Raw genomic sequence first — 15,206 nt, forward strand, 5'->3', positions numbered from 1 at the left:
GATGTTTTCCGCTCCGTTTTCCGGAGTTTCATTCATCGGATTCGCTTTCCGCTTTGTCTCCCCGGTCTCCCGCGGCGACTCCGGAACTGTACGGGTACCGGCCCGCCACATGCAAATCGCCCCTGCCCGGGAGTCCGGGCAGGGGCGATCAGTACTGATCAGAGCCGGGTCAGCGGACCTCGGTGATCTCCGGGCCGCGCGCGAACGGGTCGAGCGAGGCACCGCCGAAGCGGCTGTCGCCCTCACCCGCGGCAGCGGCCGCCCCGCCACCGTCGGCGACCATCTGGGCGTCCTCGGGGAGCTTCAGCACGATCGGGTCGCGCGGAGCCATCGGGGACTCGCCGCGCACGACGACCGTCTGGCGGAAGACCTGCTCCAGGATGCCGGCCATCTCCGGCTGCACCGCGGCCTGGCCGGAGATCACACCGCGAAGGAACCAGCGCGGACCGTCGCAGCCGACGAACCGGACCAGCTGCACGCCCTGGGTGCCGTCCGGAAGCTGCACCGGGACCTGGGCGCGGAGGTGCCAGCCGAGCGGGCCCTCCTCCTCCTCGATGATGCCGCCCTGCGAGGTGATGCCACTGGCGATCTCCTCCCGGACCTCCCCCCAGATGCCCTCCGACTTCGGGGCCGCGAAGGCCTGGAGCTGGATGGCGCTGTTGCCGAGCACGAGGGTGGCGGCCACGATCGCGTCACCGGCGACCTCGACCCGCAGTTCCATGCCCTCGACACCGGGGACCAGCAGACCCCCGAGGTCGACTCGCCCCTCCTCGGGGTTCTCCAGCTCGGTGTGGTCCCACGGACCGTCCGGCCGGGGGGCCGGCGGCAGGCCGACCCTGTCGGCCGGGTCCAGCTCGGTCACGTTCTCGCTCTCGGCGGAACCTTCGACGTCATCGGCCGTCTCGTCGGCGCTGATGGCGTCGTCGGCGAGCTGCTCGACAGCGTCCTCGCTCTTCTGGCGACGACGGAACACGGTCACTGTCCTTCCCGGTCCAAGACCGATGCGTATACCTGCTCGGCTTCCTGCGAGGCCGCGGGCATGCTAGACCGCGGCGTGGCCGCCGGTCGACCCGAACCCGCCCTCGGCGCGTGCCGACCCAGGCAGCTCCCCCACTTCGTGGAAACGGGCCTTCTCGACCTGCTGGATCACCAGCTGGGCGATTCGGTCCCCTCGGCGGAAGCTGACCCCCTCGCGCGGGTCCAGATTGACGACGATCACCTTGATCTCTCCACGGTACCCGGCATCGACCGTCCCCGGGGCGTTCACGAGGGCAACTCCGCAACGAGCTGCCAGCCCGGACCGGGGGTGGACGAAGGCCGCGTAGCCGTCCGGCAGGGCGACGGCGATGCCGGTGGGCAGGACGGCCCGCTCACCGGGGGCCAGCTCGGCGTCGACGGTGGTGCGCAGGTCGGCACCGGCGTCCCCGGGCTGCGCGTAGGCGGGCAGCGGCAGCTCGGGGTCGATGCGCTTGATCAGGACGTCCAGCTGCGGGCGGGGGGTGTCGCTCAAGGGTTCACCTCAAAGGCTCGGGCGCGCTTCATCAGATCCGGGTCGTCGAGGACCCTCTCGATGTCCTCGGGACGACCGTGCGTGGTGAAGTGTTCCAGCTTCACCTGGATGAAGAGGGCTTGCGCGCGCACCGCGACCGGCCCGTCCGGGCCGCCGATCCGCGCCTCGGCGGCGCTGTAGACCTTGCGGCCGTGCACCCCGGTGATCCAGGCGCGCAGGTGCAGCACCGAGTCGACGGGCACCGGGCTGAGGAAGTCGGTCTCCAGCCGGCCGGTCACGGCGGGGGCGTGCAGCAGCCAGTTGAGCGTGCCGAGGGTCTCGTCCATCGCGGTGGTCAGCAGGCCGCCGTGGGCCAGGCCGGGGCCGCCCTGGTGGGCGTCCCGGACGGCGAACTCGGCGGTGACGTCGAGTCCCTCGCCGGCGACGGCGTCGAGCCGCAGGCCGCCGGGGTGCTGCGGGCCACAGCCGAAGCAGTGTTCGTAGTGGGAGCCGAGCCGGGTGCCGGGGGCGGGCGCCTGGGGGTGGCGCTCCGGCAGGACGGCGTCCGGCGGCGGGGTGGTCGGGGTCACCGGCATCGTGGAGGCCGGCCGGTCGGTGGGGGCGTGGGGGGCTGTCGTACCGGTCACGGGGCCCCAGCCTACCCAGGGGTAGCGAGGCCTCCGGTGGGGGTGGCGTCCGGGGCCGGACATCAGGGCGCCCACAATGGAGGACATGTACGACGAACGCCTCACGGTGCCGCGTTCCTGGTGGCTGCTCCCGGTCGCGGTGGGATTCACGCTCGCGCTGATCCTGATCCGGGTCAACGGTCCGGCCGCGCTGATCGGGCTGGTGGTCGGCATCGCCGCCGGCGCGGTCGCGATCAGCAGCTACGGCTCGGCCCGCATTCGCGTGGTCCAGGGCTCGCTGGTGGCCGGCCCGGCCCGGATCCCGGTGGACGCGCTCGGCGCGGCGCACGCGCTGAGCCCCGCCGAGGCGGCGGCCTGGCGCGGCCCGAAGGCCGATCCGCGCGCCTTCATGCTGCTGCGCAGCTACGTCCCGACGGCGCTGCGGATCGAGGTGACCGACCCGGCCGACCCGACGCCGTACCTGTACCTGTCGACCCGCTCGCCGATGAAGCTGGCGGAGGCGCTGGAGGAAGCCCGGCGCGGCGCCCGCACCTGAGGCGCGCCGGCCGGCCACGCGCCGGTCGGACCGAGGAACACGCCGGCCGGACGGGCCGGACAAACGGAGAGGGACGGTTCCGCTGTTGCGGGACCGTCCCTACGACTTTGTCCTGACCGGTGTACCGGCCGACTCCGTCCTGCCGGGCCCGTCCAGTCGGACGGTTCCCGGATCTGCCGTCCGGCCCCGCTGCCCGGGGCCGGAAGGAGCGGTGTGCCGGTCCCGCGGGCGCAGCCGCGGGCACCGGGCCCTGTCCGCCGCGGTGCTCAGGCGCCGCAGTCCCGGCAGATCGGGTTGCCGTTCTTCTCGCTGTAGAGCTGGCTGCGGTGGTGCACGAGGAAGCAGCTCATGCAGGTGAACTCGTCGGCCTGCTTCGGCAGCACGCGGACGGCGAGTTCCTCGTTGGAGAGGTCGGCGCCGGGCAGCTCCATGCCCTCGGCGGCGTCGAACTCGTCGACGTCGACAGAGCTTCCGCCCTTGTCGTTCCGTCGGGCCTTGAGCTCCTCGATGCTGTCCTCGTTGAGCTCGTCGTCGGTCTTGCGTGGGGTGTCGTAGTCGGTTGCCATTTTTCGCTCTCCCCCTCCGGGTTTGTGCGGTGTGTGCGGTATCTCCAGCGCACGTAACGCATGGGGGGTCGGTCTTGTGCCCGACCCGAGGCGGAGATTTTGCCTTACTTCAAGCCCTGTTACTCAATCGACACTCAGCCCGGGCTCCATCGGGGTGATCCCCGGGGCTGCGGAAGGCCTCACGCTGGGCCATCGCCGGCCCTCCGCAGCCCCGGCGAACCGGACACGCACAGTGAGCGCGGCGGGTACGGACACCCGCCGAATCCCTTGCCGGTCAGGGATGCCGACCGATTCCTGAGATCTGGCTGGGAGTGGAATCCGGTTACGGACGGCAATCGGCACCGCCGATCGAGCGGTCACTCTCCGGGGTTGCCCGGAATCGCGGAGCGACACGGTGTGAGCTTGGTCACGTTAAGAATCTTCCGGGGCAAAGCACGGAAAATCCACCCAGTCCGACCGCCGGCCGACGCGCCCCGGGCCGCGTTCCGGTCCCGCGTTCCGGCTCGCCCCGGCCGACGTTCGGCCGCGCCTCAGCCGGCGTTCTTCCGGGCCTCGCGGCGCGCCAGCAGGGCGGCCTGCCGCTCCTCGAACTTCCGGGCCTGGCTGTCCAGCCCGTCCAGGAAGACGCCCAGCTCGTTCTGCGCGAGCAGGCCCTCCGGGCCGAGACCGCCGAGCTCCATCACCTTGAGGTGGCGCAGCACCGGCTGGAGCACGTCGTCGTGGTGGATGCGGAGGTTGTACACCCCGCCGAGGGCGATCTGCGCGGCGGCGCGCTCGAAACCGGGGATTCCGTGGCCGGGCATCCGGAAGTCGGTGACCACGTCGGCGATGGCCCGCATGGCCTGGTCCGGGGCGATCTCCAGGGCGGCCTTCAGCAGGTTCCGGTAGAAGACCATGTGCAGGTTCTCGTCGTTGGCGATCTTCGCCAGCAGCTGCTCGCAGAGCGGGTCGCCGGCGTACTTGCCGGTGTTGCGGTGCGCGATGCGGGTGGCGAGCTCCTGGAAGGCCACGTAGGCGACCGAGTGCAGCATGCTGTGCGCGTTGTCGGACTCGAAGCCCTCCGACATGTGGCTCATCCGGGCCCGCTCCAGCTCCACCGGGTCGACCGCCCGGGTGGCGAGCAGGTAGTCGCGGATGGCTATGCCGTGCCGCCCCTCCTCGGCCGTCCAGCGGTGCACCCAGGTGCCCCAGGCGCCCTCGCGCCCGAACATGGTCGCGATCTCGTGGTGGTAGCTGGGCAGGTTGTCCTCGGTCAGCAGGTTGACCACCAGCGACACCCGGCCCACCGCGGTCACCTGGGACTGCTCCAGGGACCACGCCTCGCCGCCCAGCACGCCGTCGAAGTCGCGGCCCTGGCTCCACGGGACGAACTCGTGCGGCATCCACTCCTTGGCGATGCCCAGGTGGCGGTTGAGTTCCTTCTCCACGACCTCTTCGAGGGCGAGGATCAGCCGCGCGTCGGTCCAGCCGCTCGCGACGAGCGAGGAGCTGCTCTGCACAGGGGCGATGGTCACGGTCTGGCTCCTGAGGGGACGGGACGCGCTGGGACGGGCGCGCTGCACGGGATCGACGTGGTTCGGACCCGTCGGCGGGGAGGCCGGCGGATTCACCTACGGTTGCGTAGGTTACGACACCGTAAGTTGCTCGGGCCGCAAATGACAAGCCGCCCCCGCCAGGCCTTATGTCGTCTTGACGGGCCTGGCGGGGGCGGCTGGAAACGGTCGCCCACGGAAGGGGCGTTGGACCCTTACGGTGAGGGGATCCGGACCCTCATGGTGAGTCCGCCGCCGGCGCGCGGCGTGGCCTCGATGGTGCCGCCGTGGGCGCGCACCACCGAGCGGACGATGGACAGCCCGAGCCCCACCCCCTTGTCGCTGCGGGTGCGGTCGGCGCCCTTGATCCGGCGGAACGGCTCGAAGATGTGCTCCAGTTCGTACCCGGGCACCACCGGGCCGGTGTTGGAGACCACCAGCTCGCCGCCGCCGGGCACGGCGGTGGTGGCCAGCTCGACCCAGCCGCCCGGGGTGTTGTAGCGGACGGCGTTCTGCAGCAGGTTGAGTGCCAGCCGCTCCAGCAGCACCCCGTTTCCGGCGGCCACCGCCGGATCGAGCTTCGAGCGCAGCTCGACCTCGCGCTTGTCGGCCTCGGCCCGGGTCTGCTCCAGCGCCCGGGTGGCCACCTCGGACAGCTCCACCGGTCGCCGCTCGGTCAGCTCGTTCTCGCTGCGGGCGAGCAGCAGCAGGCCCTCGACGAGCTGTTCGCTGCGCTCGTTGGTGGCCAGCAGGGTCTTGCCCAGCTGCTGGAGGTCCTGGGAGGCCCCGGGATCGGAGAGCTGGACCTCCAGCAGGGTGCGGTTGATCGCCAGCGGGGTGCGCAGCTCGTGCGAGGCGTTGGCGACGAAGCGGCGCTGGGAGTCGAAGGACCGGTCCAGCCGGTCCAGCATGCCGTCGAAGGTGTCGGCGAGCTCCTTGAGCTCGTCGTCCGGGCCGTCCAGCTCGATCCGGCGGTGCAGGTCGGAGGAGGCGACGTCACGGGCGGTGCGGGTGATCCGGCCGAGCGGGCGCAGCACCCGGCCGGCCAGGGCGTAGCCGGCCGCGAAGGCGATGATCGCGAGGCAGACCAGCATGGTGAGCGACTTGCGCAGCAGCGTGTTCAGCGCGGAGTCGGAGCGTGCCAGGTAGTAGGCGGTCTGCGCGTCGTTGAACTGCCTGCTGTCCATGTCGACGCTGGTGCCGTTGGGGCCGACGACCCGGACGAAGTCGCCGTTGAAGTTGAACGTGCGCGGGGCCAGGTAGGAGACGGCGTCCTGGAAGAACACGTACATCAGCAGCAGCAGGACGACGCCGGCCATCAGGAACATCCCGCCGTAGAGCAGCGTGAGGCGCATCCGGATGGTGGGGCGGAAGGGCAGCCAGGCGAGCATGCCGTCGCCGGGGACGTAGGTCTCCCCGCGGTGCTGCTGGAGCCTGGGCGGGCGCGGGGGGTGCGCGGGTCTGGGGGGTACGGCACGCGGGCCGCCGGCGGGCGCGCCGGAGGGCCCGCCGACCGGGGGCGGGGTGGTCATGATGGTCCTCTCGGGGCGTCCGCCGGGGCGGGCGCTTCACGGCGGGGAGCCCTCGGGGGCGGGCCCTCGTCGACGGGGGTCCGCCGGGGCGGACTCAGGTGGTCAGATCCGGTAGCCGGAGCCCGGCACGGTGACGATCACCGGCGGGTCGCCGAGCTTGCGGCGCAGCGTCATCACGGTGACGCGCACGACGTTGGTGAACGGGTCGGTGTGCTCGTCCCAGGCCTTCTCCAGGAGCTGTTCGGCGGAGACGACGGCGCCGCCGGCCCGCATCAGCACCTCCAGGACGGCGAACTCCTTGGGGGCGAGCTGGACGGTGCGTCCTTCGCGGATCACCTCGCGGCGGCCTGGGTCGAGCGAGATGCCGGCCCGTTCCAGCACCGGGGGCAGCGGGATGGTCGCGCGGCGGCCCAGCGCCCGTACGCGGGCGACGAGTTCACTGAAGGCGAACGGCTTCGGAAGGTAGTCGTCCGCGCCGATCTCCAGGCCCTCGACCCGGTCGCTGATGTCGCCGGAGGCGGTCAGCATGATCACCCGGGTCGCCAGGCCCTGCTCGACCACCTTGCGGCAGACGTCGTCCCCGTGGACCAGCGGAAGGTCGCGGTCCAGGACCACGACGTCGTAGTCGTTGACCGCGATGCGCTGGAGCGCGGCCTCCCCGTCGTACACCACGTCGACGGCCATCGCCTCGCGGCGCAGGCCGGTCGCGACGGCCTCGGCGAGCAGCTGCTCGTCCTCGACGACGAGAACCCGCACGGTGGTTGTCCCTTCTCCAGGCCGGCCCCGGAAGCGGACGCACGGCTCCGACGGTGCCTCCATCCTGCCTGGTCCGGCGGTAAAGCAGCGATAAGCTGCCTCCCGGGCACGGCCGCGGGCTCCGGGGGGCGACCCTCGTTCGCACTCGCACCACTCCGCTTGGACTGTGACGCGGGCAACTTTCTTCCGCCGGGAGGTTTCCGGGCCCCCGGGGCGGGGAGGACAGCTGCACACCCGCGATCTGGCTGACGGCCGATCGCACCCACCCGCCGTGCGTTCATCCGCGCCGGCCCTGGGGCTGGGACATCACCGGGAGCGGCCGCAGGCCGTCTCCGCACCCGTCCGGCGATCCACCACCTGCCGGTCGGCGTGCTTTCACCGGCTGGACCTTCCTCGGGGCGGAGAGCGCACGACCGTGCACGTCCGACACAGTAAGGGGGCCCGTATGGACGCCTTCAAGGCCGGAATCCTGCAGCGCATAGCCAGCGCCGAGCAGGATCTGCACCGCGCGATCGAGGCCGGGGACGAGTTCCTCGCCGAGGTGGAGCAGTCCGAGCTGGACGACCTCCGCCGGCTCGCCGCCGAACACGGCGTGGACACGGTGCTGGACCGCCACCGCACCGCCGCCTGATCCGTCCGGAACGCCGACCCGTCGCCGGACCACCGGCACCAGCGGCCCTGTGGGGGCCGTGCGAGATCCAAGGCCCTGGCATCCCCCGTATGTCAGGGCTCTTCGCATGCCCGGGGCCGTCCCGCCCGCTCTTCGCGGGGAACGGGACGGCCCTCACGGGGGGGGCCGGTCAGTCCGCCCAGGCGCGCAGCGCGGCCAGCCGCTCCTGGAGCGGCTCGTACACCCCCGGGGCGGCGGCCACGGTCAGCTCGCCGGCCGGTCCGTGCCCGGGCCGGCCGCCGACCAGGGCGCCGGCCTCGGCGGCGATCAGGCACCCGGCCGCCCGGTCCCAGGGGGCGAGGCCGCGCTCGTAGTAACCGTCCAGCCGCCCGGCGGCGACGTCGCACAGGTCCACCGCGGCCGCCCCGCCCCGGCGGATGTCCCGCACCTCCGGCATCAGCGCCAGCAGCACCTCCGCCTGCCGCACCCGCACCGCCTGGACGTAGTTGAAGCCGGTGGCGATCAGCGCCTGACCCCAGGGCGGAGCCGGGCGGGCCGACAGCGGACGGCCGTCGAGGCGGGCGCCGCGGCCCAGGACGGCGTGGAACAGCTCGCCGCGGGCCGGTGCGTACACCACGCCGACGACCGCCCGGCCGTCCACCTCGGCGGCCACGCTGACCGCCCAGGAGGGCAGCCCGTAGAGGTAGTTGACCGTGCCGTCGAGCGGGTCCACGATCCAGCGGACCCCGCTGGTGCCGGGCCGCTCGGCGCCCTCCTCACCAAGGTAGCCGTCCTCCGGGCGGCGGTCGGTGATCAGCTCCAGGACGAGCTTCTCGGAGGCGAGGTCCATCTCGGTGACCACGTCGACCGGGCTGCTCTTGGTGCCGGCCACGCCGAGGTCGGCGGGGCGGCCGTCGCGCAGCAGGGCACCGGCCTGCCGGGCCGCGTCCAGGGCGACCTCCAGCAGTTCGTCGAGGAGCCCGTCGTCGGGCAGGGCGGGGTCAGACATGGCTCTCCTCGGCGACGGCGGGGCGCGGGGCGCGCGGGTTGGGGCAACAGGCCACGGCGCACACGTCGTGGCTGGGGCCGAGGGCGCCGAGGGCGCAGCGGGTCACGCCCTCGCCCCGCTCGGTGGCGGCCCGCTCCAGGACGAGTTCGCGCACGGCGGCGGTGAACCGGGGGTCGGCGCCGACGGTGGCGGCCCGGGCGACCGGCAGTCCGAGTTCGGCGGCCTTGGCGACGGCCTCGGTGTCGAGGTCGTACTTGACCTCCATGTGGTCGGAGACGAATCCGATCGGGACCATCACCACGGCCGGCGCGCCGTCGGCGTGCTGGGCCTCCAGGTGGTCGCAGATGTCGGGTTCCAGCCACGGGATGTGGGGCGCCCCGCTGCGGCTCTGGTACACCAGCTCCCAGGGCCGGTCGGCCACGCCGGTGCGCTCGGCCACGGCGGCGGCGATCAGCCGGGCCACGTCCAGGTGCTCGGCGACGTACGCGCCGCCGGGCTCGCCGCGGGCCGGGTCGTCCGGGGCGCCGGAGGTCTCGGCCATGGCGTCCGGGATGGAGTGGGTGGTGAACGCCAGCCGGGCGCCGGGGCGGACGGCCTCGGGCAGTTCCGCCAGGGCGGCCAGGGTGGCGTCGATCATCGGCCCGACGAAGCCCGGGTGGTTGTAGAAGTGCCGCAGCTTGTCGACCCGCAGGGCGGGCGCGCCCTCCTCGGCGAGGGTGGCCAGCGCGTCGGCCAGGTTCTCCCGGTACTGGCGGCAGCCCGAGTAGCCGGCGTAGGCGCTGGTGGCGAGCACGGCGATCCGGCGGTGGCCGTCCGCCGCCAGCTCCCGCAGGGTGTCCACGAGGTAGGGCGCCCAGTTCCGGTTGCCCCAGTAGACCGGCAGGTCCAGCCCGTGCCCGGCGAAGTCCTCGCGCAGCGCGGCGAGCAGCTCCCGGTTCTGCCCGTTGATCGGACTGACCCCGCCGAACATGAAGTAGTGCTTGCCCACTTCCCTCAGCCGCTCCTTGGGGATGCCGCGGCCGCGGGTGACGTTCTCCAGGAACGGGACGACCTCCTCGGGGCCCTCGGGCCCGCCGAAGGACAGCAGCAGCAGGGCGTCGTACGGGGCGGCGCCGGAGGGGGCGGTTTTGCGCGCGTCGGACATGCCACCGATCCTGCCACTGCGGGACCGGGCGCCGTCGCCGGGGCCGCGCGGGTGTCCGGAAAATACCGTTTGCCAAGGTACGTAAGCTGTGTTTGCCAGCCTTGTTCCTTACTCCCCCTGCCGGAGCTCCCGTGCTGTCCAGCTACCGCCAGATATTCGCCTCCCCCGGCACTCTGGCCTTCTCCTCCACCGGCTTCGTCTCCCGCCTGCCGATCTCCATGACCGGGATCGGCATCGTGACCATGCTCTCCCAGCTCAGAGGCTCCTACGGGGTGGCCGGCCTGGTCTCCGCCTGCCTCGCGGTCTCCGCCGCGATCCTCGGCCCGCAGGTCTCCCGGCTGGTCGACCGGCACGGCCAGCGCAGGATCATCGTCCCCGCCATGGCGATCACCATCGTCTCCGTCACCGGCCTGCTGCTCTGCGCCCGACTGGAGGCCCCGGACTGGACGCTGTTCGTCTTCGCCGCCGGCATGGGCGTGATGCCGAGCACCGGCGCGATGGTCCGCGCCCGCTGGGCCCACCTCTACCGCGAGGACGGCGACAGGCTGCACACCGCGTACTCCTTCGAGGCCGTGGTCGACGAGGTCTGCTTCATCGTCGGCCCGATCCTCTCCATCGGCCTGGCCACCTCGGTCTTCCCCGAGGCCGGCGTGCTGCTCTCCGGGATCTTCCTCGCCGTCGGCGTCCTGCTGTTCGCCGGGCAGCGTTCCACCGAACCGCCGGTCCATCCGGCCGCCCGGCATCAGGGCCGCTCGGTCATCCTCAACGGCGGCCTCCAGGTGCTGATCCTGACCTTCGTCGCCACCGGCGCGATCTTCGGTTCGGTCGAGGTGGTCACCGTCGCCTTCGCCGAGGACCAGGGCCACAAGTCGATCTCCAGCGTGATCCTCGCCCTGTGGGCGCTCGGCTCCTGCCTGGCCGGGGTGGTGTTCGGCACCCTCAAGCCCTCCGGCTCGATGGCCGTACGCTTCCTCGTCGGCGTGCTGTTCATGGCGGTCAGCATGGTGCCGCTGCTCCTGGTCGCCCACGCGGTGAACGGCGTCGGCGGGCTGGTCGCGGTCGGCGCCGCGCTGCTGGTCGCGGGCGTCGCCATCTCCCCCACCCTGATCACCGCGATGGCGCTGGTCGAACGGCTCGTCCCGGCCGCCCAACTGACCGAGGGCATGACCTGGACCACCACTGGCCTGGCCCTCGGCGTCGCGGCCGGCTCCTCGGCCGGCGGCTGGGTGATCGACTCCTCCGGCGCCGCCGCCGGCTACTGGGTGCCGCTGGCGGCCGGCCTGCTCGGAGTGGTCGCCGCCCTCGCCGGCCTCGGCCGGCTGCGCGCCGGGCTCGCGGCCGACACGCCCGCCACCCCGGCGGAGAACGGGGTCGAACTACCCGTAGACGCCGGACGGTGAACTGACTAATCTCTCGCCCTACCCGCGGGCCTACCCGTGGGTAGGGCGGGCGCCGCGCCGCCCCGGATCGCGCCGACCGGTTCGGCCACGGAGCAGGAGGCAGCCCAATGCCCCAGGCCAGTACCGCGACCCCCACCCGGTGGACCAACTGGGCCGGCAACCAGAGCGCCCGGCCCGCCCGGGCCGCCGCCCCCGGCACCGTGGAGGAACTGGCCAAGGAGATCCTGCGGGCCACCGAACAGGGCCGCACCGTCAAGGCCGTCGGCTCCGGCCACTCCTTCACCTCGATCGCCTCCGCCGGCGACGGCGTCCAGATCCGCCCGCACGCGCTCACCGCCGTCCGCGGGATCGACCGCGAGGCCGGCACCATCACCGTCGAATCCGGCCTCCCGCTGCACCGGCTCAACCGGGTCCTCGCCGCCGCGGGCCTCTCGCTGACCAACATGGGCGACATCGAGGTCCAGACCGTGGCCGGCGCCACCAGCACCGGCACCCACGGCACCGGCCGCGACTCCGGCTCGCTGGCCGCCCAGATCCGCGCGCTGGAGATCGTCCTCGCGGACGGCACCGTCCGGCACTGCTCCCCCACCGAGAACCCCCGGCTCTTCCAGGGCGCCCGGCTCGGCCTCGGCGCGCTCGGCGTGATCACCGCCCTCACCTTCGGCGTCGAGCCGGCCTTCCTGCTCACCGCGCACGAGCAGCCGATGGGCTTCGACGAGGTGCTGGAGCGCCTGGACGACCTCACCGCCGTCAACGAGCACTTCGAGTTCTACTGGTTCCCGCACACCGACCGCTGCTCCACCAAGCGCAACAACCGCAGCCAGGGCCCGGCCGCCCCGCTGCCCCGGTTCAAGGAGTGGCTGGAGGACGACTTCCTCTCCAATACCGTCTGGGAGGGGGCCTGCCGGGTCGGCCGGCGCTTCCCCGGCTCGATCCCCTCGATCGCCTCGCTGGCCAGCCGGGCCTGGTCCGAGCGCAGCTTCACCGACACCGCCTACAAGGTGTTCACCAGCCCGCGCAAGGTCCGCTTCCTGGAGATGGAGTACGCGGTGCCGCGCGCGGCCGTCGGCGAGGTGCTGCGCGAACTGAAGGCCCTGATCGAACGGTCCGACTGGAGGATCAGCTTCCCCGTCGAGGTGCGCTTCGCCCCCGCCGACGACCTCTGGCTCTCCACCGCCTCCGGCCGGGACACCGCCTACATCGCCGTCCACCTCTACCGGGGCACCGCCGACCAGGGCTACTTCACCGGCGTGGAACAGCTGATGACCGCCCATCAGGGGCGCCCGCACTGGGGCAAGCTGCACACCCGTGACGCCGAGTACCTGGCCGGCGCCTACCCGCACTTCGGCGACTTCACCGCACTGCGCGACGAGGTCGACCCGCGGCGGGTGTTCGGCAACGACTACCTGCGCCGGGTGCTCGGCGCCTAGGTCCCTGTCCGGCCGATCTTGGCGGATCGGCCGGACAGGGCCTGGACCCTAAGGAGCGTCCTACGGCGGGGTGACCGGCGCCTTCGCCGGATCGTTCGCCGGCGCGTCGCCCGGCGCCGACGGCTGCGGGGTCGCCCCGCCGGTGGGCCGCCCGCCGCCCGCCGGCCCGGAGGCACCGGCCGTCGGGGTCGCGCTCGGGCCCGTCGAGGGCGACTCCTTGCCCGCGCCGGCGCTCGGCGTGGCGTCCGGCTCCCGGCTCGGCCGCGTGGTCGCCGGCGCCGACGCGCCGCCGGAGGGCGTGGACTCCGGGCCCCGCCCGCCACCACCGGTGGACGGCCGCTCCGGGGGAGCGTCCTTCGGGGCCGAGGACTTGGGAGCCACCGAGCCGCCGAAGGAGGTGCCGTTGCCCGACTCCCCCTTGACCGTCGCCGACACCGGCTGCCCGGTGGCCAGTTCGAACGCCACGATCGGCACCATCGCCAGCACGAAGACCAGTCCGGACACCGCCGCGTAGGTCTTCCAGCTCCAGCGCCGCCGTGCCCGCACCACCTGCGGCGCACTCCACTCCGAGGTGACCGCCGCCGGCCGCACCCGCGTCGGCGACTGTTCGGGCTCGACCGGCACCTGGCGCAGGGAGTTGGCCGTCGCGTTCGGCCCCCGGTCCACCGCCCCGCGCAGTTGCTCGCCGGTCCGCTTGAAGATGTGCTGGAACACCGCGCCGCCGGTGGTCGCCCCGATGCTCACCACGGCCGCGCCCAGGATGGTGCCGTACACCCCCAGTTCGGACGCCAACAGCGCGCCCACCACCGTGGCCAGCGCGCTCGCCGCGACCTGAGCCACACTCAGATCGATCCGCTTGCGCCCCTCTTTGGCCTTGCCGCCCTCCTCGACGGCACTCCGCTCCGGCATCGACATCCCTCGGGTTCGTACGAGCGTTCTTCGAACAAGACACTCCATCTTGCCCAAAGAAGGACACAAGGGACGAAAATGCGGTTCTTCGCACCCGGATTGTGTGAAGATGATCACCGTTCATCCGACGGTGGTCCGCCATTGGTGGAGCGCGCTCTTGAGATTCCCGTGAATCGCGGGAGACTTGAGCGGCGAGCCGCCCCGTTGGATGCCACGAATGGAGTACTGTTCGTAAAGCCCGAGCCTTGGGTCGACTTGTCGACTGCGCCACCACCGGCAGCTTGACGAGGAGCCACGGAACGGGCACGCACGGCGACGCCGGTCCCGGATCGTCGCAGTCACTCCGCGTGCGAGGACGGCCGGGACACCCAGGCGCGACGTCGACGGATGGCGTGGCAAAAAGGCAACCGTGCCACAACGGCGTGCGCGGGCGTAAGCCCGACACGCCGGGGAACTCAGCAAGGTTGTGGCCAGTCGCGAGTGGGCAGGCCACACTCAGTACGGGAGCAGCGACGCAGGTGACGTCGGCAGGCACCACCCGGGAGGTAACCGTGCCCGAACTGCGGGTTGTGGCCGTCAGCAACGACGGCACACGGCTGGTGCTCAAGGCTGCCGACAGCACGGAGTACACCCTTCCCATCGACGAGCGGCTGCGCGCCGCCATCCGCGGCGACCGGCCGCGCCTCGGCCAGATCGAGATCGAGGTCGAGAGCCACCTGCGCCCCCGGGACATCCAGGCGCGGATACGAGCCGGTGCCTCCGCCGAGGAGGTCGCCCAGGCCGCCGGGATCTCCGTCGACCGCGTCCGCCGCTTCGAGGGGCCGGTGCTCGCCGAGCGCGCGTTCATGGCCGAGCGCGCCCGCAAGACCGCCATCCGCCGCAACGGCGAGTCCCCCGGCCCGCAGCTGGGCGAGGCCGTGGCCGAGCGGCTCGCGCTGCGCGGCGCCGAGAAGGACACCGAGCGCTGGGACTCCTGGCGGCGCGACGACGGCACCTGGGAGGTCATCCTCTCCTACCGGGCCGACGGCGAGGGCCGCAGCGCCTCCTGGACGTACGACCCGCCCAGGCGCCTGGTCCAGCCCAACGACGACGAGGCCCGCGCGCTGATCGGCGAGAACGTCGACCGCGAGGAGGAGTCGGTCTTCCCGTTCATCCCGCGGATCGCCCGGCTCCCCCAGGACCGGCCGCCGCGCCCGATGATCGACCGGCCCTCGGCCGACCGGATCATGTCGGCCCGCGAGGTCCGCGAGTCGCGGGAGGCCACCGCCGAGTCCCGGGACTCGCTGACCAGCCTGCTCGACGTGGTCCCCGCCTTCCGCGGCGACCTCGCCGTCGGCGGCCCCAGCGCGATCGAGCCGGTGCCCGCCGAGGTCGCCGAGGAGGGCGAGGAGTCGGCCGCGGCAGCCGCCGCCCCGGCGGTCGGCGCGGGCTCGGCCTACGCCGACATCCTGATGCCGCGCGCCGTCGCCCCGCACCGCGAGCGACTGGTCGGCACCACCGACCGGCAGGCCGAGGCGGACGGCGTCCGGCCCGGGCGCCGGGCCACCGTGCCCAGCTGGGACGAGATCGTCTTCGGCAGCCGGCGCAAGAAGCAGGAGTAGCAGTCGTCGCGGTGCCCCGGAGGGGCGGGAGGCCCGGCCTCCCGCC

The 15,206-nt window shown here is 72.8% G+C and carries 15 protein-coding genes; 5 read left to right on the top strand and 10 right to left on the bottom strand.

The features are described from left to right. Positions 1 to 169 precede the first annotated feature (169 nt). The 3 genes from ACFRMQ_RS24920 to ACFRMQ_RS24930 form a co-directional block, all read right to left on the bottom strand. Positions 170 to 973, bottom strand: coding sequence for a DUF3710 domain-containing protein (locus ACFRMQ_RS24920; RefSeq protein ID WP_380732827.1), 804 nt, complete (start codon positions 971 to 973; stop codon positions 170 to 172). Positions 974 to 1,042: 69 nt separating this feature from the next. Then, a complete protein-coding gene (gene dut, locus ACFRMQ_RS24925) occupies positions 1,043 to 1,510 on the bottom strand; it encodes a dUTP diphosphatase (RefSeq protein ID WP_380732828.1) in 468 nt (155 codons plus the stop codon). Beyond that, the gene (locus tag ACFRMQ_RS24930) at positions 1,507 to 2,085 is read right to left on the bottom strand and encodes a PaaI family thioesterase (protein WP_380732840.1); all 579 of its coding nucleotides are present in this window, start codon (positions 2,083 to 2,085) and stop codon (positions 1,507 to 1,509) included. The genes dut and ACFRMQ_RS24930 overlap by 4 nt, the downstream gene beginning before the upstream one ends. 136 nt (positions 2,086 to 2,221) lie before the next feature. Here ACFRMQ_RS24930 and ACFRMQ_RS24935 point away from each other — a divergent pair, with 136 nt between their 5' ends. Beyond that, positions 2,222 to 2,671 (top strand): DUF3093 domain-containing protein, encoded by a 450-nt coding sequence (locus ACFRMQ_RS24935; RefSeq protein ID WP_380732829.1) that lies wholly within the window; start codon positions 2,222 to 2,224, stop codon positions 2,669 to 2,671. A 266-nt stretch (positions 2,672 to 2,937) separates the two neighbouring features. Here ACFRMQ_RS24935 and ACFRMQ_RS24940 read toward each other — a convergent pair whose 3' ends face one another. From ACFRMQ_RS24940 to ACFRMQ_RS24955, 4 genes are all read right to left on the bottom strand, one after another. After that, positions 2,938 to 3,237 carry a DUF4193 domain-containing protein gene (locus tag ACFRMQ_RS24940; protein WP_030285479.1) on the bottom strand — a complete coding sequence of 100 codons (300 nt, stop codon included), beginning with the start codon at positions 3,235 to 3,237 and terminating at the stop codon, positions 2,938 to 2,940. Between the two features lie 530 nt (positions 3,238 to 3,767). Beyond that, a complete protein-coding gene (locus ACFRMQ_RS24945; RefSeq protein ID WP_380732830.1) occupies positions 3,768 to 4,751 on the bottom strand; it encodes an acyl-ACP desaturase in 984 nt (327 codons plus the stop codon). A gap of 233 nt (positions 4,752 to 4,984) precedes the next feature. After that, positions 4,985 to 6,301, bottom strand: coding sequence for a sensor histidine kinase (locus ACFRMQ_RS24950; protein WP_380732831.1), 1,317 nt, complete (start codon positions 6,299 to 6,301; stop codon positions 4,985 to 4,987). Positions 6,302 to 6,403: 102 nt separating this feature from the next. After that, a complete protein-coding gene (locus ACFRMQ_RS24955) occupies positions 6,404 to 7,057 on the bottom strand; it encodes a response regulator transcription factor (RefSeq protein WP_030285473.1) in 654 nt (217 codons plus the stop codon). Between the two features lie 445 nt (positions 7,058 to 7,502). Between ACFRMQ_RS24955 and ACFRMQ_RS24960 the strand changes: the two genes are divergently transcribed. Continuing rightward, positions 7,503 to 7,688, top strand: a complete 186-nt coding sequence (locus tag ACFRMQ_RS24960) for a hypothetical protein (RefSeq protein WP_380732832.1) — start codon at positions 7,503 to 7,505, stop codon at positions 7,686 to 7,688. A gap of 169 nt (positions 7,689 to 7,857) precedes the next feature. Here ACFRMQ_RS24960 and ACFRMQ_RS24965 read toward each other — a convergent pair whose 3' ends face one another. Continuing rightward, entirely contained in the window at positions 7,858 to 8,676 is an 819-nt protein-coding gene (locus ACFRMQ_RS24965; protein WP_380732833.1) for an inositol monophosphatase family protein, read from the bottom strand. Further along, positions 8,669 to 9,820, bottom strand: coding sequence for a ferrochelatase (locus ACFRMQ_RS24970; RefSeq protein WP_380732834.1), 1,152 nt, complete (start codon positions 9,818 to 9,820; stop codon positions 8,669 to 8,671). Before ACFRMQ_RS24970 ends, ACFRMQ_RS24965 begins: the two co-directional genes overlap by 8 nt. 131 nt (positions 9,821 to 9,951) lie before the next feature. Here ACFRMQ_RS24970 and ACFRMQ_RS24975 point away from each other — a divergent pair, with 131 nt between their 5' ends. Both ACFRMQ_RS24975 and ACFRMQ_RS24980 read left to right on the top strand, forming a co-directional pair. Continuing rightward, positions 9,952 to 11,220: an MFS transporter gene (locus ACFRMQ_RS24975; protein WP_380732836.1), complete on the top strand. Its 1,269-nt coding sequence runs from the start codon at positions 9,952 to 9,954 to the stop codon at positions 11,218 to 11,220. A 107-nt stretch (positions 11,221 to 11,327) separates the two neighbouring features. Next, complete coding sequence (locus ACFRMQ_RS24980; RefSeq protein WP_380732837.1) at positions 11,328 to 12,650, top strand: D-arabinono-1,4-lactone oxidase; 1,323 nt, start codon at positions 11,328 to 11,330, stop codon at positions 12,648 to 12,650. Between the two features lie 60 nt (positions 12,651 to 12,710). On the opposite strand, the gene ACFRMQ_RS24985 is transcribed toward ACFRMQ_RS24980, so the two are convergent. Continuing rightward, positions 12,711 to 13,559, bottom strand: coding sequence for a hypothetical protein (locus ACFRMQ_RS24985; RefSeq protein WP_380732838.1), 849 nt, complete (start codon positions 13,557 to 13,559; stop codon positions 12,711 to 12,713). Positions 13,560 to 14,077: 518 nt separating this feature from the next. On the opposite strand from ACFRMQ_RS24985, the gene sepH reads away from it, so the two are divergent. Then, positions 14,078 to 15,160, top strand: a complete 1,083-nt coding sequence (sepH, locus tag ACFRMQ_RS24990; RefSeq protein ID WP_380732839.1) for a septation protein SepH — start codon at positions 14,078 to 14,080, stop codon at positions 15,158 to 15,160. Positions 15,161 to 15,206: the final 46 nt, after the last annotated feature.

Origin of the sequence: Kitasatospora sp. NPDC056783 (assembly GCF_042789895.1) — a bacterium.
GTDB lineage: Bacteria > Actinomycetota > Actinomycetes > Streptomycetales > Streptomycetaceae > Kitasatospora.

Bases quoted from the DNA above. Each gene is read 5' to 3' on its own strand.
- ACFRMQ_RS24930 (WP_380732840.1), bottom strand. From the start codon at position 2,085: ATGCCGGTGACCCCGACCACCCCGCCGCCGGACGCCGTCCTGCCGGAG.
- ACFRMQ_RS24935 (WP_380732829.1), top strand. From the start codon at position 2,222: ATGTACGACGAACGCCTCACGGTGCCGCGTTCCTGGTGGCTGCTCCCG.
- ACFRMQ_RS24940 (WP_030285479.1), bottom strand. From the start codon at position 3,237: ATGGCAACCGACTACGACACCCCACGCAAGACCGACGACGAGCTCAAC.
- ACFRMQ_RS24950 (WP_380732831.1), bottom strand. From the start codon at position 6,301: ATGACCACCCCGCCCCCGGTCGGCGGGCCCTCCGGCGCGCCCGCCGGC.
- ACFRMQ_RS24960 (WP_380732832.1), top strand. From the start codon at position 7,503: ATGGACGCCTTCAAGGCCGGAATCCTGCAGCGCATAGCCAGCGCCGAG.
- ACFRMQ_RS24965 (WP_380732833.1), bottom strand. From the start codon at position 8,676: ATGTCTGACCCCGCCCTGCCCGACGACGGGCTCCTCGACGAACTGCTG.
- ACFRMQ_RS24970 (WP_380732834.1), bottom strand. From the start codon at position 9,820: ATGTCCGACGCGCGCAAAACCGCCCCCTCCGGCGCCGCCCCGTACGAC.
- ACFRMQ_RS24980 (WP_380732837.1), top strand. From the start codon at position 11,328: ATGCCCCAGGCCAGTACCGCGACCCCCACCCGGTGGACCAACTGGGCC.
- ACFRMQ_RS24985 (WP_380732838.1), bottom strand. From the start codon at position 13,559: ATGCCGGAGCGGAGTGCCGTCGAGGAGGGCGGCAAGGCCAAAGAGGGG.